This is a genomic window from Biostraticola tofi (assembly GCF_004343195.1).
GTDB classification, from domain to species: domain Bacteria; phylum Pseudomonadota; class Gammaproteobacteria; order Enterobacterales; family Enterobacteriaceae; genus Biostraticola; species Biostraticola tofi.
This window is the reverse complement of record NZ_SMCR01000001.1, coordinates 884,294-904,681: the sequence shown is the minus strand read 5'-3', so window position 1 is coordinate 904,681 and position 20,388 is coordinate 884,294. Positions and strand designations below refer to the sequence as shown.

The window sequence follows — 20,388 nt, the reverse complement described above, 5'->3', positions numbered from 1 at the left end:
TCGGCCATGCCCATTGGGGCACCGGGATGGCCGGAGTTGGCTTTCTGCACCGCATCCATACTGAGGACGCGGATGGCATTGGCAAGCACTTTACGAGAGGTCATTTAAGCTCCAGATTACAATTTTGCTGACAGTAAGTCTTCCAGGCTCTGCTGGTCAACCGCGAACTGGCGGATGCCTTCGGCCAGTTTTTCGACTGCCATCGGGTCTTGATTGTGTTCCCAACGGAATTCGGACTCGCTGAGCGGTGCCGGCTGATGGAAACCTTCGGTTGAGGGGGAAAGCTTACGTTCCAGCGGTTGATCGCTCTTGTGCAGTTCATCCAGCAGATTAGGCGATATGGTCAGGCGATCACAGCCGGCCAGTGCCAGGATCTGTTCCACTTTACGGAAACTGGCGCCCATAATCACCGTCTGGTAGCGATGCTGTTTGTAATATTCATAGATGCTGCGAACGGATTTGACGCCCGGATCCTGGCTAACGTCATAGGGTTCCATCGGTTCACGTTTGTTATACCAGTCATAAATACGACCAACGAACGGTGAAATAAGATATACACCGGCTTCGGCGCAGGCACGTGCCTGGGCAAAAGAGAACAGCAGGGTCAGGTTGCAATTGATGCCTTCACGCTCCAGCTCCTCGGCTGCCTTGATGCCTTCCCAGGTAGAAGCCAGTTTGATCAGGATCCGTGATTTATCGATGCCCTGATTCTGGTACATGGCCACCAGTTTCCGCGCTTTGGCCACACACATACCGCGGTCAAACGATAAACGGGCATCGACTTCGGTCGAAACACGACCCGGCACGCTTTTGAGAATTTCAACGCCGATGTTGACCGCCAGTTTGTCGCTGGCATTGATGAGCTGCGTTTCGCGATTGCCGCCCTGTTGGCGCGCATAAGCCAGCGCGTCTTCAAACAGCGGCTGGTAAGCGGTCAGACTGGCGGCTTTAAGGATTAATGATGGATTAGTCGTGGCATCCTGCGGTGTGTAATGGCGAATAGACTCGATATCGCCGCTGTCGGCGACAACAGTAGTATATTGCTTAAGCGCTTCTAACTGATTCATTTCTTGGCTCCATGAATAAAAAAACGACTCAAAATTTGCGATGATTAACTTAAGAATAACACTGCCTCAACAGGACGCAGAATGAAATACGCTTTTTCTGATTATTGTAATGAGTAAATGCAATGATAAAGCATTCTTTTGCTGCAAAACCGGGCAAGCTTCACTGATTGGTTTTGAGTTGCGCCAGCCAGCGGTCCAGTTCGCGGGCAAATTCCTGGCGCTCGCGCTGGCTGAGCGGCGGTGGGCCGCCAGTCTGGATGCCGCTGCCGCGAAGGGTGTCCATAAAGTCGCGCAGCGTCAGTTTTTCACGGATGGTTTCTGGCCGATAAAGCTCGCCGCGCGGGTTCAGGGCTATCGCTCCTTTCTCCAGAACGTCGGCGGCCAGCGGGATATCGCCGGTAACCACTAAATCGCCAGCACTGACGCGCCTGACGATTTCGTTGTCCGCCACATCAAACCCCGCCGATACTCGCAGAGTGCGGATAAAAGGAGAAGGGGGCACCGCCAGGCTTTGATTAGCCACCAGGGTGGTGGTGACCGACTCGCGCTGGGCGGCGCGAAACAGGATTTCCTTTATCACCTTTGGGCAGGCATCAGCATCGACCCAGATAACCATCAACAGCCCTCCGCCAGCCAGTCGCGGACCGGCAGGAAGTCTTGATATAGCCGCGCCTCAGGGCTATCAGGTTCGGGGTGGTAATCATATTCGAACCGCACCAGCGGCGGCATCGACATCAATATTGACTCAGTGCGTCCGCCGGACTGCAGTCCGAACAGCGTACCCCGATCCCAGATCAGGTTGAATTCGACATAACGCCCGCGCCGATAAAGCTGGAATTGCCGCTCGCGCTCACCCCAGGGCAGCGATTTACGACGAGCGACAATCGGCAGGTAAGCATCGAGATAACCCTGGCCGACTGCCCGAGTAAAGGAAAAGGCCTCCTCAAAGCCGGGTTTGGAAAGATCATCGAAAAACAGTCCCCCGATACCGCGGGCTTCCTGCCGATGCTTGAGATAGAAATAGTCATCACACCATTTTTTATACCGCGGGTAGACATCGTCGCCAAACGGGCGACACAGGGATTCAGCCGTCTGATGCCAGTGGACCGCGTCTTCCTTAAAACCATAATAGGGCGTCAAGTCAAACCCGCCGCCAAACCACCAAATCGGATCAGTGCCGGGTTTCTCGGCAATGAAAAAGCGAACATTGGCGTGGCTGGTCGGTACCTGTGGACTTAGGGGGTGGACCACCAGGGAGACGCCCATGGCCTGAAACGACCGACCGGCCAGCTCTGGGCGGTGGGCGGTCGCCGAAGGGGGCAGGGCCTGGCCGTACACATGGGAGAAATTAACCCCGGCCTGCTCGAATACCGCTCCCTGGCGCAGCAGCCGGGTACGGCCGCCACCGCCATCTCCCCCTTCGCGCAGCCATCGGTCTTCACTGAACATCGCTTGGCCATCGGCCGCGGCAAGCGCATCACAAAGGGTGTCCTGCAGGGAAAGCAGGAATGATTTGATGGTGCTGGTGTCAGGTTGGCTCATTTGATTTACTTCGCTCATCAAGGTTACAGGCTACAGGCAATGATCGACTGGCAGTATAACCTCACCCTGGTTGCATGACCAATCAACGACCCGGCGCAGCGGGGGGAGGGCGGCGATAATACGATGCTATTTGCCTTGAACCCGGATTACGTGATAATCATCATCAAGGCTCAATTTGATAACGGTGGCGGCAGCGATGGAAATCCGTGTATTTCGGCAAGAGGATTTTGAAGAGGTAATCACTCTGTGGGAGCGATGCGATTTATTGCGGCCCTGGAATGATCCGGAAATGGATATTGAGCGCAAGATTGAGGACGATGTTTCGCTGTTTTTGGTGGCAGAAGTCGCGGGTGAAGTCGTTGGCTCGGTGATGGGGGGCTATGATGGTCATCGCGGTTCGGCTTATTATCTTGGCGTTCACCCCGACTACCGTGGACGTGGTATTGCCAATGCGCTGATAAGCCGGCTGGAGAAAAAGCTGATGGCCCGCGGCTGCCCGAAAATAAATCTGATGGTGCGCGAGGATAATGACGCTGTGCTCGGCATGTATGAAAAACTGGATTACGAAACCCAGGATACTATTTTACTGGGCAAACGCCTGATCGTCGACCAGGAGTATTAGTCGATCAGGGGAATGCATAGCCAGGTTGCTCGCCAGTCAGAAGGTAAAGGGCAACGATGGTGCTGGATAGGCGGCGGCTGCCCGCCTGAAATATGGCCAACCGCAGGGCGGATAAGCAGCCCTGCGCTGCCTAAGCCAGTGTGCGTAATACGCTATTGTTTTAGCACGTATTCAACATCGACACCGAAGGTGTTGCCGGACTGATGTTTCTTGCCGCTGATGACAATCAGATCCTCAGGCGACACCTCCTGGTCATTCCAGGTGTCGCCGGCCACCTTGATATTAATCGAACCGGTGTTATCACGGAACTCATAGCGGCGATCATCTATTTTACGGATGATATGTCCCTCCAGAGTAACCCAGGCACCGTCACGCAGAGCTTTGACATCCTCTATTGAGGTAGATTTGGCATCCTCGGTTCCGCGATAGCCACTGTCATGCTTTTCAGGCGGCGGCGGCACTGCGTCTGCCTTGAAGCCGCCACCGGGCTGGGCCAGCGCCGGCAGGCTTGCCAGGGTGAAAAATCCGGCGATAATCAGTCTTTTCATGCTTTGTTCTCCTTTATCGTCGTGCGGGTCCAGCTTCGGACGCATGAGTTTTATGCTAAGGCGTTTAACTTCACCTTAATAAACCATGGCTTAAGCATGGCACATGAGCGATGATTTGCGAGCCTGGGGCGGCGAAAAGGTTAATGGCGCCCACAAGTCGGTGAATAGCCGGTATGCTGGGGCACTTTTGAACGAGATGGGTATCCAAGACATATTCGTTACCGTCTGGTGACATCCACCCGGACTTTTTTTAAAGGATTTGCCATGAAACAGTTTCGCCCGTTCTTGCTTGTGTTGCCGCTGATGCTGGCCGGTTGTTCCACCCTGTCGTCAATGTCGTGGTCCAGCCTGTCGCCTTTCAACTGGTTCGGCGACCAGGTGATGGTGACCGAGCAGGGGGTCGGCAAAATCAGTGCTTCGACCGCCTTTAACGAGGAGGCTATCGATGAGGGGCTGGGAGGCGGCTATCGGCTGCGAGGTGGCGCAGAAACCCGTAACGGCTCGATAGTCAATTTCTATGAAGCCCTGAGCGACAATACCGTCAGACTGACCCTGTATGGCAAGGGCGGCGGGCGTGTTGAGCAGGTTGTGGTCGCCGATCCCGCGATTCCCAGCGCGACCGGCATCAAAATAGGCACGCCGTTCAGCGCCCTTTACAGCAAAGCCTTCGGTGCCTGTCAGAAAGGCGACGGGGCCGAGCGTGACAGTGTGGTCTGTGCCGCCCCGCAAAGTGGCCATATCAGCTATGTTTTTTCCGGCAGCTGGCATGGACCGGATGAGCTAATGCCGTCCGACGATGCCCTTAAAAGCTGGAAAGTCAGCAAAATTATCTGGCACAGTGCCGCAAACCCTGCCTGAAACGCGACCAAGATAAACCGGCTGCCTAAAGAGGCCGGCCTGTTAAGGTTGACCCCTAAGCTGGCGACACTCCCGTTGCCAGCCTGGTTTGACGCATGAGTTCTACCTATCTCATTGAATTTCCTGCTTTCTCCCGGCGATTAGTGGCCGACTCAATGCCATTGCACACCGCACCCGCCCGCACCGTTTCCAGGCTTATAGCGTTTAATGCTCATAAAGCACCAAACGATATATAAAAGCGTTACAGCAAACGGGGTAGTTATAAATAAACTAAGCGTATTCGGGGATAAAGACCGGTTAACACACCTAGGAAACATCATGAAGCTGACGCACAGAATAGGCCGTACCATCCAGGGGTTAGTGGCGGCAATCATGCTTGCCTGCGGCCCGGCGATGTCGAGCGAACTGCTCAACAGTTCCTATGACGTTTCCAGGGAATTGTTTACTGCGTTGAACCCAGGATTCGAAAAGCAATGGCAGCAGCAACATCCGGACGACACACTGACCATCAAGCAATCCCATGCCGGATCATCTCGTCAGGCGCTGGCGATCCTGCAAGGGCTGAGTGCGGATGTGGTCACCTATAATCAGGTAACCGATGTCCAGATCCTGCACGATCGCGGCAACCTGCTGCCGGCAGACTGGCAGGGGCGGCTGGCAAACAACAGTTCGCCATTTTATTCCACCATGGCGTTCCTGGTGCGCAAGGGCAATCCCAAAAACATTCACGGCTGGGAAGACCTGGCCCGCAGTGATGTGAAGTTGGTGTTTCCAAATCCCAAAACCTCGGGTAATGGCCGTTACACCTATCTGGCTGCCTGGGGTGCCGCCAGCCGTGCCAACGGCGGCGATGCGCAGAAAACCCGTGCCTGGATGCAGAAGTTCCTGGCCAATGTCGATGTGTTCGACACCGGCGGCCGTGGTGCGACAACGACCTTCGTCGAACGTGGTCAGGGCGATGTGCTGATAACCTTCGAATCCGAAGTGAATAATATCCGCAACCAGTATGGAGCCGACAAGTATGACGTTATCGTACCTGAAACCAACATTCTGGCTGAATTCCCGGTAGCATGGCTTGACAAGAACACCGCCAAAAATGGCACTACCGAAGCGGCTAAAGCCTATCTGAACTACCTCTATAGTCCGGCAGCACAACACATCATCGTCAGCTACGCCTACCGGGTCAATAATCCACAGATCATGGCAGAAGCCGGTAGCCGTTTTCCAAAGGTCAATCTGTTCCGGGTAGAGGAACAGTTCGGCGGCTGGCCGCAGGTAATGAAAGATCATTTCAACAACGGGGGCGAACTGGATCGGCTATTGGCGGCGGGGCATAAGTAATGCTGGCTCTCGGAACAAAACGCGTATTGCCCGGTTTTGGCCTGAGCCTGGGCAGCAGTCTGCTGTTTGTCTGTCTGATTCTCTTGCTGCCGCTCAGTGCGCTGGTCATGCAACTGGCGCAGATGACCTGGCAGCAGTACTGGGAGGTAGTGACCGCTCCCCAACTGATAGCCGCCTATAAAGTAACGTTACTGTCGGCCGGGGTGGCATCGCTGTTCAACGCCGTGTTCGGCATGCTGATGGCCTGGATCCTGACCCGTTACACCTTTCCCGGTAAATCCCTGCTCGATGGTCTGATGGACCTGCCTTTTGCCCTGCCAACCGCAGTGGCCGGCCTGACGCTTGCCACGCTGTTTTCCACGACGGGTTGGTACGGCGCCTGGCTTGCGGCATTTGGTATCAAGGTTTCCTATACCTGGCTCGGCATTACCGTGGCGATGGCTTTTACCAGCATCCCTTTCGTGGTACGCACCGTGCAGCCGGTACTTGAGGAATTGGGCCCGGAATACGAAGAGGCGGCCCAGACCCTGGGCGCCAGCCGCTGGCAAAGCTTCAGGCGCGTCGTGTTGCCTGAGGTCTCACCGGCCCTGTTGGCTGGAACGGTACTGTCCTTCACCCGCAGCCTGGGAGAGTTCGGCGCGGTGATATTTATCGCCGGCAATATTGCCTGGAAAACCGAGGTCACCTCGCTGATGATTTTTATCCGCCTGCAGGAATTCGACTATCCGGCAGCAAGCGCGGTAGCGTCGGTGATCCTGGCGGCGTCCCTGCTGCTGCTGTTCGGCGTCAACGTATTGCAGTCACGGTTTGGCCGGCGCCTGGGAGGCCACTGATGTCTGATGTCGGCACGTTCAACGGCGTGGCTCGCTCGCGCATCGACTGGACCAAATGGGCGCTGGTCGGTACCGGCATGCTGCTGTCTTTCCTGCTGCTGATCGTGCCGCTGGTCTACATTTTTATTACCGCGCTGTCACAGGGGCTCGGCGTAGTCTGGACCAACCTTGGCGACTCGGACATGCTGCATGCCATCTGGCTGACGGTATTGATGGCCTTAATCACCGTCCCGGTCAATCTGGTATTCGGCATTTTGCTTGCCTGGCTGGTAACGCGCTTTGCGTTTCGCGGGCGTCAGCTGCTGCTGACCCTGATGGATATCCCGTTTGCGGTGTCGCCGGTGGTGGCGGGCCTGCTGTACCTGTTGTTCTACGGCTCCAATGGTCCCTTGGGCGGCTGGCTGGATGAGCACAATGTCCAACTGATGTTTTCATGGCCCGGCATGGTGCTGGTGACCGTATTCGTTACCTGTCCTTTTGTGGTGCGCGAGCTGGTTCCGGTGATGCTGAGTCAGGGCAGCGAGGAAGATGAGGCCGCCATTCTGCTGGGTGCTTCCGGCTGGCAGATGTTCCGCCGCGTGACGCTGCCCAATATCCGCTGGGCGCTGCTGTACGGCGTGATACTGACCAACGCCCGCGCCATCGGCGAATTCGGTGCGGTATCGGTGGTCTCCGGCGCTATTCGCGGCGAAACCTATACCTTGCCTCTGCAGGTTGAATTACTCCATCAGGATTACAACACGGTCGGCGCCTTTACCGCTGCTGCTCTGCTGACTCTGATGGCCATCGTTACATTATTCGTCAAAAGCGGTTTGCAGTGGCGCCTGGCGCGTCATCAGGCGGAACTTCAAAAAGGGGAGCCCCTATGAGTATCGAAATCGATAACATCAGCAAATACTTCGACCGTACCAAAGTGTTGAATGACGTTTCGCTGGATATCCCGACCGGCGAGATGGTTGCGCTGCTTGGCCCCTCCGGTTCCGGTAAAACCACCTTGCTGCGCATTATCGCCGGCCTTGAGCACCATAATAGCGGCCGCCTGCGCTTTAACGGTAAAGACGTGAGCCGGACACATGCTCGTGATCGCCATGTCGGCTTTGTGTTCCAACACTACGCCCTGTTCCGCCATATGACGGTTGCCGATAATGTTGCTTTTGGACTGAGCGTACTGCCGCGCAAAGAACGTCCGGACAGGGCCGGTATCAAGAAACGGGTCGCCCGATTACTGGATATGGTCCAGTTGGCGCATTTGGGCGATCGTTATCCCTCCCAATTGTCGGGCGGACAGAAGCAACGTGTGGCTCTGGCCCGCGCCCTGGCGGTTGAACCGCAGATTTTGCTGCTGGATGAACCGTTCGGCGCACTGGATGCCCAGGTGCGCAAAGAATTGCGCCTCTGGTTGCGTCAGTTGCACGAAGAACTCAAATTCACCAGCGTGTTTGTCACCCACGACCAGGAAGAAGCCATGGAAGTCGCTGATAGACTGGTGGTGATGAGTCACGGCAACATTGAGCAGGTTGGCTCGCCCTACGACGTATGGCGTGAGCCCGCCAGCCGTTTTGTGCTCGAATTCATGGGAGAGGTTAATCGGCTGGATGGCGAAATCCGCGGATCCCAACTGTATATCGGCAGTCACCACTGGCCACTGCATTATGCACCTCTTCATCAGGGCAAAGTGGATGTATTCCTGCGCCCATGGGAGATGCAGATCAGTCCGCAGCCTGATGAACGCTGTCCGCTGCCGGTCCAGGTTATCGACGTCAGCCCGCGGGGCCATTACTGGCAACTGTCGGTCCAGCCGGTTGGCTGGCATCATGAGATGCTGAATGTGGTATTACCCGGCGAAGCGGCCACGCCGCCGGTGCGCGGCCAGCGCTATTACCTGGGCGGCCAGAATGCCCGGCTGTATGCGGGTGACAAGCGATTGCAACCGGTTGCTTTCGCCCAAAGCGCCTGATACGGTATATTTTCACTCCTAGCCTTGTCGCAGGCGGCCTCCCGGCCGCCTGCGTCTTTATTGAGATAAGCCATTTTGATGACCCTGGAACAGTGCATAGGCAACACTCCGCTGGTGAAACTGCAGCGGCTGGCAAGCCATACCGGCAGCGATATTCTGGTTAAACTGGAGGGGAACAACCCGGCAGGCTCGGTCAAGGACCGGGCGGCCTTATCGATGATAAGCCAGGCCGAGCTTCGCGGGGAAATCACCCCAGGTGACAGGCTTATCGAAGCCACCAGCGGTAATACCGGCATTGCGCTGGCGATGATTGCGGCGATGAAAGGCTATTCGCTGACCTTGCTAATGCCGGAGAACATGAGCCAGGAACGTCAGGATGCAATGCTCGCTTACGGCGCCCGATTGATTCTGGTCAGTCGCGACCAGGGCATGGAAGGGGCCCGGGATAAGGCATTGCAGATGGCGCGCAATGGCGAAGGCAAGCTACTGGACCAGTTTAACAATCCGGATAACCCGCTGGCGCACTTTACCACCACCGGTCCGGAAATCTGGCGGCAGACCCACGGCCGGATTAGCCATTTTGTATCCAGTATGGGCACGACAGGCACCATCACCGGCGTAAGTCAGTACCTGAAACAACAGCGAACGGATATTCGGATCGTCGGCCTGCAGCCTGCCGCCGGTAGCAGTATCCCGGGAATCCGCCGCTGGTCCGAGGCCTATATGCCCGGCATCTTTCGACCGGAGGCGGTGGATGAAATTCTGGATATCCAGCAGAGCGAAGCCGAGACAACCATGCGTCTTCTGGCAAGGGAAGAGGGCATTTTCTGTGGTGTCAGTTCAGGCGGCGCAGTGGCCGGGGCGTTACGGGTGGCTGCCGCCGCACCGGGCAGCATGGTGGTGGCTATCATTTGCGATCGCGGCGATCGCTACCTGTCGACCGGCATATTCAGTCCGGCATAAGACGGGCCTGCCTGCAGAGAGGTTATTTTTATCTTCGAAACCGTATTTTCGATGACCCGTCGGGCTTTTCCGTTGTCATAGTCTGCAAATATGCCGTGCCGCGGCACCCATTCGGAGAATAAACATGAATATCCTACTGGTCGACGATGATCGCGAACTGGGCAAGATGCTGAGTGAATACCTGACCGCCGAAGGCTTTGCCACCTCGCTGGTCCTGACCGGTAAAGAAGGCGTGGAAGGCGCGTTGTCCGGCCAATACACCGCCATCATTCTGGACATCATGCTGCCTGACATGAGCGGAACCGATGTGCTGCGCCAGGTCCGCAAAAGCAGCCGCATCCCGATTATCATGCTGACGGCCAAAGGCGACAATATCGACCGGGTCATCGGTCTGGAAATGGGCGCTGATGATTACATGCCGAAACCCTGCTATCCCCGGGAACTGGTGGCTCGACTGCGCGCGGTATTGCGTCGCTTTGATGAATTGCCGGATAAAACGGTGCCAGAGGGTATCGTCACTTATGACAAACTGACGCTTAACCCGGCTACCCGCGGCAGTCTATGGCAGGATAAGCCCTTTGATCTCACCGCCTCGGAATTCAATTTGCTGGAACTGCTGATGCGGGCTCAGGACCGGGTGGTATCAAAGGACGACATGTCCGAGAAAGCGCTGGGACGCCGGCGCGAGGCCTATGATCGCAGCATAGATGTTCATATCAGCAATATCCGGCACAAGCTTTCGCTGCTGCCTGGCTGTACGCTCAGTATCGAAACCGTTCGCAGTATCGGCTACAGAATCCGCTGATGACCACCCGCGGACGTCTCTTTTGGAAGATCCTGCTCGGGTTCTGGCTTATCTTCTTGTTAATCACCCAAATACTGTGGGCCGTTTTTACGCTTTACGGTAATGATCATCAACCGCCGGAAGAAAACGGCGCCCGACGCATCGTCGAGCTGCAGATGACAGCTGTGGAAACAGCATTGAAAACCGGCGGCATGCCGGCACTGCAGTCGCTGATGGCGCAATGGCCGGCAGACGAGCGCGCGTTGGTCAATATCGTGCCGCTGGCGGCCGCCGCGATCGACAGTCGGCAAACTGGCACCGGCGACCGCCAGACTGGCGCTGCATCGGGCAGAGTGTCTGGCAAGGCCGCAGCAGCGTTGCCTCAAGTACCCGGCCGCCTGCCGACCAGTGTCGAAAAGCTTTTCACCGATAGTGATGGGCAGCTTTACCGGGTCAGTTATGATGCCGGTGAACTGCGTCACCAACTGCATAATAATCGTAACGGCAGCATCCTGCATATGCCCAGCCCCTTGTTCTGGCTTGGCGTTACGGTGGGCCTGTTGTTCAGCATGCTGATGGCATGGAACCTGACCCGGCCGATGCGCCAGCTGCAAAAAGCGTTTAACCAGGTGTCATTAGGTGATCTCAGCGTGCGTCTGCTGCCGTTAATGCGCCGCCGGCACGATGAAATAAGTGATGTGGCGCGGGATTTCGATGCTATGGCTGAACGCCTGCAGCTCTTGGTCAGTAACCGTGCCGCCTTGCTGCATGATGTGTCCCATGAGTTGCGATCGCCGCTGGCTCGGCTGCAGCTGGCCATCGGACTGGCCCACCAGAATCAGGATAACCTTCCCGCCTCGCTTAAGCGCATTGAGCACGAAGCGGCCAGAATGGATAAGATGATTGGCGATGTGCTGGCGCTTTCCCGGGTTGGGCATGGCAACCCGCCGGATGAGGACTATTTTGATCTTCGGCTGCTGATTGAGTCAATCTTGAGCGATGCCCGCTATGAAGCGCAGAATACCGGCGTTGCGGTAGAATTTGAGGTAAATGTTCAGTGTGACTATACGGTGCGCGGAAATGCAGAAATGATGCGCCGGGCAGTGGAAAATATAGTGCGGAATGCACTGCGTTTTTCCATCGCCGAGCAACGGGTGGTCATCAGGCTGACGCAACATGGAGCACGCCTGGATATCCTGGTGACCGACCAGGGACCTGGCGTCGAAGAAAGCAAACTCTCCAGCATTTTCGACCCTTTTGTGCGCATCAACTCTCCCCAAGGCGGTAAAGGTTACGGACTGGGATTGGCTATTACCCGCAAAGTTATCATGGAACACGCAGGCCAGGTGGAGGCGACCAATCTGCCTGACGGCGGCCTGGCGATTGCTATCCACCTGCCTCACTGGCGGGAAGGGCAACCTTGAGGTCTTAAAACGCCCGATGTGAATCGGGCTATCAGACGGTAAGGCTGATGCTGCTGATAGTCCACCGGTGTTGGCCGGCGGCCCAGAGCATTATTTTTTGATGCGGATAATCGGGGTTTCGCCAACCACAACACTGCCGGTCAGTTTAACCAATTCCCTGATCTCGTCCATATTGGAGATGACGACCGGGGTAAGGGTGGATTTTGCTTTCTCTTCCAGTAATGGCAGATCAAACTCGATGACCACATCCCCTTTTTTCACGCGCTGGCCTTCTTCGGCAATGCGCCTGAAACCTTCACCTTTCAATTCAACGGTATCGATGCCAAAGTGAACAAAAAGCTCGATGCCGCTGTCGGACTCGATAGAAAAAGCATGGTTAGTTTCAAAAATTTTACCGATAGTGCCGTCCACCGGCGCTACCATTTTGTTACCACTGGGTTTAATGGCAATGCCATCGCCGACAATTTTCTCAGCGAAAACAACATCAGGAACATCCTCGATATTGACGATCTCACCTGAAAGAGGTGCAACAATTTCGATGCTTCCGGTGTCTTTTTTGTCATCAGAAACCAGCGATTTCAGTTTATCGAACAAACCCATGATCTTCTCCTAAGCATTTATATCGGGTCAGCGTCGTGAAATCAGCAGAGCGTTTTTTCTTCAATGAACGTGTTGACCAGATTCATCAGCTCATCCGCGGTAGGTTGAGCTAAAGCTTCCTCTGCTAACGCCTTTGCATCGCCAAAATTCGTGTTGCGAATGATTTTCTTGATGCGTGGGATAGAGATAGAACTCATGCTGAATTCATCCAGTCCCATCCCTAATAACAGTAGTGTAGCACGTTCATCTCCCGCCAGCTCGCCACACATGCCCGTCCATTTACCTTCCGCGTGCGAGGCGTCTATAACCTGTTTAATCAATGTCAATACTGCTGGAGACATCGGGTTATACAGGTGAGAAATTAACTCGTTACCGCGATCTACAGCAAGAGTATACTGGGTTAAGTCGTTTGTCCCAATACTGAAGAAATCAACTTCCTTAGCCAGATGGTGAGCAATGGTCGCTGCGGCCGGTGTTTCCACCATGACGCCGACTTCAATCGACTCATCAAACGCTTTGCTTTCTTCGCGCAACTGCGCTTTGAGCAGGTCAAGTTCAGTTTTCAACTGGCGCACTTCTTCAACCGAAATAATCATCGGGTACATGATGCGCAGTTTGCCAAATGCGGATGCACGCAGAATAGCGCGCAACTGGGCATGGAGCATCTCTTTACGATCCAGACCAATACGGATGGCGCGCCAGCCAAGGAAAGGGTTATCTTCTTTCGGCAGGTTCATATACGGCAGATCTTTGTCTCCGCCGATGTCCATGGTTCGAACAATGATAGAACCGGTGCTCATGGATTCCGCCACGGCCTTATAGGCCTGGAACTGCTCTTCTTCGGTCGGCAATGAATCACGATCCATAAACAGGAATTCGGTACGATACAGGCCTACGCCTTCGGCACCGTTCCGTTCGGCGCCCGCCACATCGCGCACTGTGCCAATATTGGCACAGACTTCTACCTGATGACCGTCGAGAGTGATTGCCGGTAGGTCTTTGAGCTTGGCCAGTTCATTTTTTTCTGACACATACTGGCTGTGCAGGGCTTTCAGCTCTTCAATCTGCTGCGGTGTCGGATTGACATAAACCTGGTTGTTTACGCCATCCAGTACCAGGTAATCACCGTTGACTACCTGACGAGTGACGCTGCCGGTACCAACGATAGCGGGGAGTTCAAGAGAACGGGCCATGATCGACGTATGGGACGTCCGTCCACCCAGGTCGGTAACGAATCCGAGGACTTTATCCAGGTTAAGCTGCGCCGTTTCTGAAGGCGTCAAATCAACGGCGACCAACACCACTTCTTCATTGATAGAGGTCAAATCGATGATCGGCATTGCGAGGATATTACGCAGCAGACGTTTGCCGATATCGCGCACATCGGTCGCGCGTTCCTTGAGGTATTCGTCGTCCAGCTCTTCCAGCGCCTTGGCTTGAGTCTCGATTACGGTGTACACCGCAGCATCGGCGGCAGCCAAGTCATCTTTAATCAGGGCTATGATATCCTGCTCAAGCTCTTCATCTTCCAAAAGCATGATATGGCCTTCGAAGATGGCTTCTTTTTCTTCACCGAAGGTCTCACCGGCTCTGGTTTTAATCGCTTCCAACTGAGCCGATGCCTTGGCCCGTCCGTTAAGGAAACGCTCAATTTCCTGCTCAACCTCTGGCGCAGTGATTTTTTTCCGGTTGATGATTATTTCATCTTCCTTTAGTAGCAGAGCCTTACCAAAGGCGATACCCGGTGATGCTAAAATGCCTGAAATCATAACCCTACCTTACTCTTGATCCATGTTAACTAAAAAGACCGGGCTTTTTGTTACTCAAGCTCTGCCATCAGTTTAACCAGATGCTCTACTGCTTGTTGTTCATCTTCGCCTTCGGCGGAAATACTGACGACGGTGCCTTGGGTCAGGCCCAGGGTTTGCAGTTTGAACAGGCTTTTAGCGCTGGCACTTTTGCCATTCGAGGTAACGGTAATATCGGAACTGAAACCTTTTGCTTCCTTGACGAACTGTGCGGCAGGGCGGGTATGCAGGCCATTAGGTGCAGTAATCGTAACTTCTTGCTGGAACATTGTTTTTCCCCAACTTATTAGATGAAATCAGTGTTGTGGGGCTAAAGTTTAGCCTAAAAGACGCACTTTAGCCTGTTTGGTACACGCCGGGAGGTATCAACCCGGACTGGGCATGTGAGGGAATAAAATGACGGTTATGGCCAGATTGCTAAACCACCCGATTCTGAATTATTCCTCTCTTTATTATTATGCCGCTTTTCAACGGAAAGCTACAGGCTGTTAATCGATTCAGCCAGCAGAACAATTAATAGCAGATTAATTTCATGCATCGAAATAATTGTCTGTCTAAATACAAGACTGAACCAATAAAATCAATTCGCCAAGGGTTAAAAGTTTGATCCCTCCCACAAAAAAGCACCCTGACGGGTGCTTTTTTACACACTGAGGCGTTATCGGGACTATTTCAATTCCGGTTCGGTGAACAGGTCGGCAAACAGGGCGGTGCTCAAATAACGCTCGCCCGAAGAGGGCAGGATGACGACAATATTTTTATTGGCAAAGGCTTCATCTTCCTGCAGCTTGAGGGCCGCGGCAACCGCAGCGCCTGATGAGATGCCGGCCAGTATGCCTTCTTGTTCCATCAGGCGACGGGCGGTGCTGATCGCTTCATCGTTGGTGATTTGCACAACCCGATCAATGAGGCTGAGGTCCAGGTTTCCGGGGATGAACCCGGCGCCGATACCCTGGATCTTATGGGGGCCGGGCTTGATTTCTTCACCCGCCAGCGCCTGGCTGATAACCGGCGAGTCGCTCGGTTCAACCGCTACGCTCAACACCGCTTTACCCTGGGTATGTTTCAGATAACGGCTGACACCGGTCAGGGTGCCGCCGGTGCCGACGCCGGCAATGAAAACGTCGACTTCGCCATCGGTATCTTCCCAGATTTCCGGGCCGGTCGTCTGCTCATGGATTGCCGGGTTGGCGGGATTGCTGAACTGCTGCAGCATCAGGAAACGCTCGGGGTCGGTGGCGACGATTTCTTCAGCTTTGGCGATAGCGCCTTTCATGCCTTTAGGACCCTCGGTCAGCACCAGGCTGGCACCCAGGGCTTTAAGCAGCTTGCGACGTTCCACACTCATGGTTTCCGGCATGGTTAACGTCAGTTTGTAACCGCGCGCTGCAGCAACATAAGCCAGAGCAATCCCGGTGTTGCCGCTGGTGGGTTCGACCAGTTCGATCCCTTGCTTAAGCACACCGCGTTTTTCCGCATCCCAGATAAGGCTGGATCCGATTCGGCATTTCACGCTGAAGCTTGGATTGCGCGACTCGATTTTTGCCAGGATACGTCCGTTACCGATACGGTTTAAACGAACCAGTGGTGAATGGCCGATCGTCAGTGAATTATCTTCGTAAATCTTGCTCATGACCCAGTCCTTTATGCTTAGCTGCTTACAGCCCATTGAGGGCGAGAATACAAAGAGCATACCCTTTCAGCCGTTTGACGGAAGTAAAAGAATGGTATATCGATATGTTATTAAGACATAAGTTTTAAGAACAGGATCGCTGCCGGACTGCAGGGCACAAGAGGAGGCAGGTGCGATGGCCGCACCTGTCTTTTCGAGGTCAGGGACGGGGAGAGTCGGCGACGAATTCATCCCGATAACGATCTACCCACATCGCTGTGGCGCCGCAAACTGCGACCGGCATGATCATCAGGTTTACCACGGGAATAAGGGTGAAAATACTCACCAGCGCGCCAAATTGCAGATTAATGTATTTGTGGCGTCTCAAGGCACCACGCATGGTTCGAAAAGGAACTTTATGGTTATCAAAGGGGAAATCACAGTACTGCACCGCCAGCATCCATGCACTAAAGGCAAACCACAGAATCGGCGCCACGGTCTGGCCGAAGCCGGGAATGAAATAAAGCAGCAACAGCATCACCGCCCGCGGCAGGTAATAGACCAGCTTCAGCCACTCCCGGTGAAGGATGCGCGGGGTGTCCCTGAGAAGTCCGATCCAGCCGCTGTCCGGCAGGGGTTTGCCGGTCAGCCTGGCCTCCAGTTTCTCGGCCAGCAGTCCGCTGAAAGGAGAGGCGATGAGATTCGCAATGGTGCTGAAAAAGTAACCGAATATCAGCAGGATGGCGACCACGCTCAGCGGCCAGAGAATATAGCTGAGCCACTGCAGCCAGTCGGGGATATAGGCCATGGCTTTGGGCATCCATTCATTCAGTTTGCTGTAAAGCCACCAGAATGAGCCTCCCAGCAGGATAATATTGAGCAGCAGCGGGATCATGACATAGCGTTTTATGCCGGGCAGGGTGACAAGTCGCCAACCAGAGATAAAATAATGTAATCCACTGCGTTTTCTAGCGTCATTTTGCATCGCTTTCAGACCATGGGTTGTATTGATTTAATCCGCGAGCGGCGTCATGATCATTATGATGTCCGCCCATATAGGCACTTTTGGTTGAAAAACCAGCAAAAAATTGTACATGTGATATCTTTTTAACAGAAAATACCGCGTGGACTTGCACTTGTCTACGCGGGCAAATACAGTTAAGAAAGTAAATGTTTGCCAATTATGGCAATGAACAATGAATCAGAACAACTGAGATGGCAATGATGCAGGATTTGCGTCTGATATTAATCGTTGTAGGTGCGGTCGCAATTATTGCGTTGCTGTTACACGGCTTGTGGACCAGCCGTAAAGAACGCTCTTCGATTTTCCGCGACCGCCCGGTAAAACGACTGAAACAAGAACGTCAGGAACCTAACGACCCATCGCTGGATGACAGCGAGGAAAGTGTGGGTGAGGTTCGTATTACTCGCGTCCGTAATAATAATGATGTACCTCCCCTGGGGCAATACCGCGATCCGTCGGAACCGGCGGCGCCTTCATCAAGTCACGCCGCTCCAGTGGGTCAAAAACCAGGGCAGGTATTTGACCCATTGTTTGACGACCAGCCCGGGGAACAGGACACTGTTTCAGAACCCATCCGCCATGCCCTTGGCAAGCAACAGCCATTTGCTCCGGTACAGCAGCCTGAAGCTGCAGACGACATATCAGATTTCGACCAGCACGGCGACGATCCACTGCTGCCTTCGTCAGCGCAGATCAAACCTCGATCAGTGCAGGAAAATCCTGAGCAACACCGCCGTCATGGAAGTGATGAAGATGGGCGCGATGGCGGACACGGCGTCGGCGAAAGCGGGCATGCCCATTCCCCATCGTCGCACCAGCAACCGGCCGTCGAACCCACGCGACCCGCCGCACCGGCCAGGCCAAGGGAGACGGTGCTGGTGCTGCATGTCGCTGCCCATAACGGCACGGTCATCGGCGGAGAAGATTTGCTGCAGAGCGTTCTTCAGGCCGGTTTCCAGTACGGGGAAATGAATATTTTCCATCGTCACCTCAGCCCGGCCGGCAGTGGACCGGTCCTGTTCAGCCTTGCCAATATGGTAAAGCCGGGTTCTTTTAACCCAGATGCCATGGCTGAATTTACCACCCCCGGGATCTCGATGTTCATGATGGTGCCTTCCTATGGCGACGCCCATCAGAACTTCAAGCTGATGCTGCAGTCCGCCCAGCGCATTGCCGATGACTGCGGTGGAGTGGTGCTGGATGATGAACGACGGATGTTAACGCCGCAGAAGCTGGATACCTATAAAGCCCGTATCCGTGATGTGCTTGAGGTCATTGCCGACGCCTGAATGTCGTCAGCTCGGCCGCGCCCCTGAATCATACAACCCCCGTACGCGGGGGTTTTCCGTTATTATCGATGGTGAAACATGGACCCGATAGACGTTAAAATCAATGCGCTGCGCGCCACTCTGCGCCATCACGAGCACCAATATTACGTGCTGGATGACCCACAGCTTCCCGACGCCGAATATGACAAGCTGATGGCTGAACTGCGCCAGCTTGAAACCGACAATCCTGAGCGTATCACCCCTGACTCACCGACCCAGCGGGTTGGCGGCATGGCGCTGACGGCTTTCGGCGAGGTCAGGCATGAAGTCCCTATGCTGTCGCTGGATAATGTGTTCGACGAGGCCGGTTTACTGGCCTTTGCCAAGCGCGTCAGCGACCGGCTCAAACGTGATGATGAACTGACCTATTGCTGTGAACTCAAGCTGGACGGTCTGGCGGTCAGTCTGCTTTATATTGACGGCCAGTTTACCCGCGCCGCAACCCGTGGTGACGGCACTACCGGTGAAGACATCACCGACAATGTTCGTACTATCAGATCAATACCGCTGCGCCTGAAACCGGGGCTGGCCCCGGTGCCGCACCAACTTGAAATCCGTGGTGAAGTATTTATGACCGAAGACGGATTCAAGCGGTTGAACGACGATGCCCGGCGTCAGAATGGCAAACTGTTTGCCAACCCGCGTAACGCCGCTGCCGGTTCACTCCGTCAGTTGGATCCGGCTGTTACCGCCAAGCGACCGCTGACCTTTTTCTGCTATGGCGTCGGCCTGCTGGAGGGCGGCGAATTGCCGGACAGCCATTGGGAAAGGTTGCAGCTGTTCAAATCCTGGGGCATGCCGGTCAGCGAGCGGGTGAAACGTGCTACCGGCAGTGAAGCGGTGCTCGAGTTTTATCGACAGGTACTGGCCGGCCGGGCCCAGCTGGGATTTGATATTGATGGGGTCGTGGTCAAGGTCGATGACCTGGCGCTGCAAAAGCGGCTCGGCTTTGTCGCCCGCGCCCCGCGCTGGGCGATAGCCTATAAATTCCCGGCCCAGGAGCAGATGACCCGCGTCCGGGACGTGGAGTTCCAGGTCGGCAGAACCGGCGCGATAACGCCGGTCGCCAGACTTGAGCCGGTACTGGTTTCCGGTGCCATGATAAGTAATGCCAGCCTGCATAATGCGGATGAAATCGAACGCCTTGGACTGCAGATAGGCGATATGGTGATAATCCGTCGCGCCGGCGACGTGATTCCGCAGATAGTGAGGGTGGTGGACAGCGAACGACCGGCTGATGCCCGTGCGGTGGTCTTTCCCGACTGTTGTCCGGTCTGCGGTTCTGATGTGGAGCGGGTGGAAGGCGAGGCGGTACTGCGCTGTACCGCAGGTCTGGTGTGCGCCGCTCAGCGTAAGGAAGCGCTCAAACACTTTGTTTCGCGGCGGGCGCTGGATGTGGACGGCATGGGTGATAAAATCATTGATCAACTGGTCGAGCGGGAAGTGGTTAAAACCCCTGCCGATCTGTTCCGGCTGAGTCGGGAAACCTTGACCCGGTTGGACAGGATGGGGCCGAAATCAGCGCAAAACCTGCTGGATGCGCTGGAAAAAGCGAAGGAAACAACCTTTGCCCGCTTCCTGTATGCGTTGGGCATCCGTGAGGTCGGTGAAGCGACCGCCGCCAATCTGGCGGCTGAATTCAAAACGCTTGATGCACTGATCGAGGCTGATGAAGAGGCGCTGGTCGCCGTGCCGGATATTGGTAAAGTGGTGGCGGCCCATGTGCACAATTTTTTTGAAGAGCGCCACAACCTGGACGTCATTCAGGATTTGCTCAGTCATGAAATTCAACTTCGCTGGCCGCAACCGGCCACCAGCGATAATGCGGCGCAGCAGGATAATCCCTTTGCCGGCAAAACCATCGTTCTGACCGGTTCGCTGACCACTTTATCGCGGGATGAAGCCAAGGATCGTCTGATAGCGCTGGGGGCTAAAGTCAGCGGCAGCGTTTCAGCCAGAACCCACCTGGTTATTGCCGGCGAAGCTGCGGGCTCAAAGCTGTCCAAGGCGCAGCAGTTGAATATTCCGGTGATCGATGAGGCTGAAATGATCCGACTGTTAAGTGAACAACCCTGAC

At 54.9% G+C, this 20,388-nt stretch carries 21 protein-coding genes; 11 read left to right on the top strand and 10 right to left on the bottom strand.

What is annotated here, in order from left to right; all coding sequences use genetic code 11:
- The 4 genes from EDC52_RS04165 to hemF form a co-directional block, all read right to left on the bottom strand.
- A partial coding sequence (locus tag EDC52_RS04165; protein WP_131864046.1) for a hypothetical protein occupies positions 1 to 104 on the bottom strand: 104 nt, incomplete at its 3' end.
- A 12-nt stretch (positions 105 to 116) separates the two neighbouring features.
- Positions 117 to 1,067, bottom strand: coding sequence for a transaldolase (gene tal / locus EDC52_RS04160; RefSeq protein WP_131864045.1), 951 nt, complete (start codon positions 1,065 to 1,067; stop codon positions 117 to 119).
- 160 nt (positions 1,068 to 1,227) lie between these two features.
- Positions 1,228 to 1,683: a YaiI/YqxD family protein gene (locus EDC52_RS04155; protein WP_131864044.1), complete on the bottom strand. Its 456-nt coding sequence runs from the start codon at positions 1,681 to 1,683 to the stop codon at positions 1,228 to 1,230.
- Complete coding sequence (hemF, locus tag EDC52_RS04150) at positions 1,683 to 2,609, bottom strand: oxygen-dependent coproporphyrinogen oxidase (protein WP_131864043.1); 927 nt, start codon at positions 2,607 to 2,609, stop codon at positions 1,683 to 1,685. The genes EDC52_RS04155 and hemF overlap by 1 nt, the downstream gene beginning before the upstream one ends.
- A gap of 196 nt (positions 2,610 to 2,805) precedes the next feature.
- Between hemF and EDC52_RS04145 the strand changes: the two genes are divergently transcribed.
- Entirely contained in the window at positions 2,806 to 3,231 is a 426-nt protein-coding gene (locus tag EDC52_RS04145) for a GNAT family acetyltransferase (RefSeq protein ID WP_131864042.1), read from the top strand.
- Positions 3,232 to 3,383: 152 nt separating this feature from the next.
- Here EDC52_RS04145 and EDC52_RS04140 read toward each other — a convergent pair whose 3' ends face one another.
- Positions 3,384 to 3,779, bottom strand: a complete 396-nt coding sequence (locus tag EDC52_RS04140; RefSeq protein ID WP_165911648.1) for a YgiW/YdeI family stress tolerance OB fold protein — start codon at positions 3,777 to 3,779, stop codon at positions 3,384 to 3,386.
- Between the two features lie 264 nt (positions 3,780 to 4,043).
- On the opposite strand from EDC52_RS04140, the gene EDC52_RS04135 reads away from it, so the two are divergent.
- The 8 genes from EDC52_RS04135 (at position 4,044) to EDC52_RS04100 (ending at position 11,939) form a co-directional block, all read left to right on the top strand.
- The gene (locus tag EDC52_RS04135; RefSeq protein WP_131864040.1) at positions 4,044 to 4,637 is read left to right on the top strand and encodes an RpoE-regulated lipoprotein; all 594 of its coding nucleotides are present in this window, start codon (positions 4,044 to 4,046) and stop codon (positions 4,635 to 4,637) included.
- Positions 4,638 to 4,955: 318 nt separating this feature from the next.
- A complete protein-coding gene (cysP, locus tag EDC52_RS04130) occupies positions 4,956 to 5,978 on the top strand; it encodes a thiosulfate ABC transporter substrate-binding protein CysP (protein ID WP_131864039.1) in 1,023 nt (340 codons plus the stop codon).
- The gene (gene cysT, locus EDC52_RS04125; protein ID WP_131864038.1) at positions 5,978 to 6,811 is read left to right on the top strand and encodes a sulfate/thiosulfate ABC transporter permease CysT; all 834 of its coding nucleotides are present in this window, start codon (positions 5,978 to 5,980) and stop codon (positions 6,809 to 6,811) included. The genes cysP and cysT overlap by 1 nt, the downstream gene beginning before the upstream one ends.
- Entirely contained in the window at positions 6,811 to 7,680 is an 870-nt protein-coding gene (gene cysW / locus EDC52_RS04120; protein ID WP_131864037.1) for a sulfate/thiosulfate ABC transporter permease CysW, read from the top strand. Before cysT ends, cysW begins: the two co-directional genes overlap by 1 nt.
- Positions 7,677 to 8,768, top strand: a complete 1,092-nt coding sequence (cysA, locus tag EDC52_RS04115; protein ID WP_131864036.1) for a sulfate/thiosulfate ABC transporter ATP-binding protein CysA — start codon at positions 7,677 to 7,679, stop codon at positions 8,766 to 8,768. Before cysW ends, cysA begins: the two co-directional genes overlap by 4 nt.
- Positions 8,769 to 8,843: 75 nt before the next feature.
- Positions 8,844 to 9,731, top strand: a complete 888-nt coding sequence (gene cysM, locus EDC52_RS04110; protein WP_131864035.1) for a cysteine synthase CysM — start codon at positions 8,844 to 8,846, stop codon at positions 9,729 to 9,731.
- A 124-nt stretch (positions 9,732 to 9,855) separates the two neighbouring features.
- Positions 9,856 to 10,536: a response regulator transcription factor gene (locus EDC52_RS04105; protein WP_131864034.1), complete on the top strand. Its 681-nt coding sequence runs from the start codon at positions 9,856 to 9,858 to the stop codon at positions 10,534 to 10,536.
- The gene (locus EDC52_RS04100) at positions 10,536 to 11,939 is read left to right on the top strand and encodes an ATP-binding protein (RefSeq protein WP_131864033.1); all 1,404 of its coding nucleotides are present in this window, start codon (positions 10,536 to 10,538) and stop codon (positions 11,937 to 11,939) included. Before EDC52_RS04105 ends, EDC52_RS04100 begins: the two co-directional genes overlap by 1 nt.
- A gap of 90 nt (positions 11,940 to 12,029) precedes the next feature.
- On the opposite strand, the gene crr is transcribed toward EDC52_RS04100, so the two are convergent.
- The 5 genes from crr to cysZ form a co-directional block, all read right to left on the bottom strand.
- On the bottom strand, positions 12,030 to 12,539 hold the full coding sequence (crr, locus tag EDC52_RS04095) for a PTS glucose transporter subunit IIA (RefSeq protein ID WP_131864032.1): 510 nt from the start codon (positions 12,537 to 12,539) through the stop codon (positions 12,030 to 12,032).
- A 41-nt stretch (positions 12,540 to 12,580) separates the two neighbouring features.
- Positions 12,581 to 14,308: a phosphoenolpyruvate-protein phosphotransferase PtsI gene (gene ptsI, locus EDC52_RS04090; protein ID WP_131864031.1), complete on the bottom strand. Its 1,728-nt coding sequence runs from the start codon at positions 14,306 to 14,308 to the stop codon at positions 12,581 to 12,583.
- Between the two features lie 50 nt (positions 14,309 to 14,358).
- Positions 14,359 to 14,616: a phosphocarrier protein Hpr gene (gene ptsH, locus EDC52_RS04085; RefSeq protein ID WP_131864030.1), complete on the bottom strand. Its 258-nt coding sequence runs from the start codon at positions 14,614 to 14,616 to the stop codon at positions 14,359 to 14,361.
- A 398-nt stretch (positions 14,617 to 15,014) separates the two neighbouring features.
- Positions 15,015 to 15,980, bottom strand: coding sequence for a cysteine synthase A (cysK, locus tag EDC52_RS04075; protein WP_131864028.1), 966 nt, complete (start codon positions 15,978 to 15,980; stop codon positions 15,015 to 15,017).
- Between the two features lie 199 nt (positions 15,981 to 16,179).
- Positions 16,180 to 16,944 (bottom strand): sulfate transporter CysZ, encoded by a 765-nt coding sequence (cysZ, locus tag EDC52_RS04070; RefSeq protein WP_131864027.1) that lies wholly within the window; start codon positions 16,942 to 16,944, stop codon positions 16,180 to 16,182.
- Between the two features lie 236 nt (positions 16,945 to 17,180).
- Here cysZ and zipA point away from each other — a divergent pair, with 236 nt between their 5' ends.
- Both zipA and ligA read left to right on the top strand, forming a co-directional pair.
- Positions 17,181 to 18,272: a cell division protein ZipA gene (gene zipA, locus EDC52_RS04065; RefSeq protein ID WP_131864026.1), complete on the top strand. Its 1,092-nt coding sequence runs from the start codon at positions 17,181 to 17,183 to the stop codon at positions 18,270 to 18,272.
- Between the two features lie 78 nt (positions 18,273 to 18,350).
- Positions 18,351 to 20,387 carry an NAD-dependent DNA ligase LigA gene (gene ligA / locus EDC52_RS04060; RefSeq protein ID WP_131864025.1) on the top strand — a complete coding sequence of 679 codons (2,037 nt, stop codon included), beginning with the start codon at positions 18,351 to 18,353 and terminating at the stop codon, positions 20,385 to 20,387.
- Position 20,388 lies beyond the last annotated feature (1 nt).

Coding starts and splice junctions, on each gene's coding strand:
- tal (WP_131864045.1), bottom strand. CDS start 1,067: ATGAATCAGTTAGAAGCGCTTAAGCAATATACTACTGTTGTCGCCGAC.
- EDC52_RS04155 (WP_131864044.1), bottom strand. CDS start 1,683: ATGGTTATCTGGGTCGATGCTGATGCCTGCCCAAAGGTGATAAAGGAA.
- hemF (WP_131864043.1), bottom strand. CDS start 2,609: ATGAGCCAACCTGACACCAGCACCATCAAATCATTCCTGCTTTCCCTG.
- EDC52_RS04145 (WP_131864042.1), top strand. CDS start 2,806: ATGGAAATCCGTGTATTTCGGCAAGAGGATTTTGAAGAGGTAATCACT.
- EDC52_RS04140 (WP_165911648.1), bottom strand. CDS start 3,779: ATGAAAAGACTGATTATCGCCGGATTTTTCACCCTGGCAAGCCTGCCG.
- EDC52_RS04135 (WP_131864040.1), top strand. CDS start 4,044: ATGAAACAGTTTCGCCCGTTCTTGCTTGTGTTGCCGCTGATGCTGGCC.
- cysP (WP_131864039.1), top strand. CDS start 4,956: ATGAAGCTGACGCACAGAATAGGCCGTACCATCCAGGGGTTAGTGGCG.
- cysT (WP_131864038.1), top strand. CDS start 5,978: ATGCTGGCTCTCGGAACAAAACGCGTATTGCCCGGTTTTGGCCTGAGC.
- cysW (WP_131864037.1), top strand. CDS start 6,811: ATGTCTGATGTCGGCACGTTCAACGGCGTGGCTCGCTCGCGCATCGAC.
- cysA (WP_131864036.1), top strand. CDS start 7,677: ATGAGTATCGAAATCGATAACATCAGCAAATACTTCGACCGTACCAAA.
- EDC52_RS04105 (WP_131864034.1), top strand. CDS start 9,856: ATGAATATCCTACTGGTCGACGATGATCGCGAACTGGGCAAGATGCTG.
- EDC52_RS04100 (WP_131864033.1), top strand. CDS start 10,536: ATGACCACCCGCGGACGTCTCTTTTGGAAGATCCTGCTCGGGTTCTGG.
- crr (WP_131864032.1), bottom strand. CDS start 12,539: ATGGGTTTGTTCGATAAACTGAAATCGCTGGTTTCTGATGACAAAAAA.
- ptsI (WP_131864031.1), bottom strand. CDS start 14,308: ATGATTTCAGGCATTTTAGCATCACCGGGTATCGCCTTTGGTAAGGCT.
- ptsH (WP_131864030.1), bottom strand. CDS start 14,616: ATGTTCCAGCAAGAAGTTACGATTACTGCACCTAATGGCCTGCATACC.
- cysK (WP_131864028.1), bottom strand. CDS start 15,980: ATGAGCAAGATTTACGAAGATAATTCACTGACGATCGGCCATTCACCA.
- cysZ (WP_131864027.1), bottom strand. CDS start 16,944: ATGCAAAATGACGCTAGAAAACGCAGTGGATTACATTATTTTATCTCT.
- zipA (WP_131864026.1), top strand. CDS start 17,181: ATGATGCAGGATTTGCGTCTGATATTAATCGTTGTAGGTGCGGTCGCA.
- ligA (WP_131864025.1), top strand. CDS start 18,351: ATGGACCCGATAGACGTTAAAATCAATGCGCTGCGCGCCACTCTGCGC.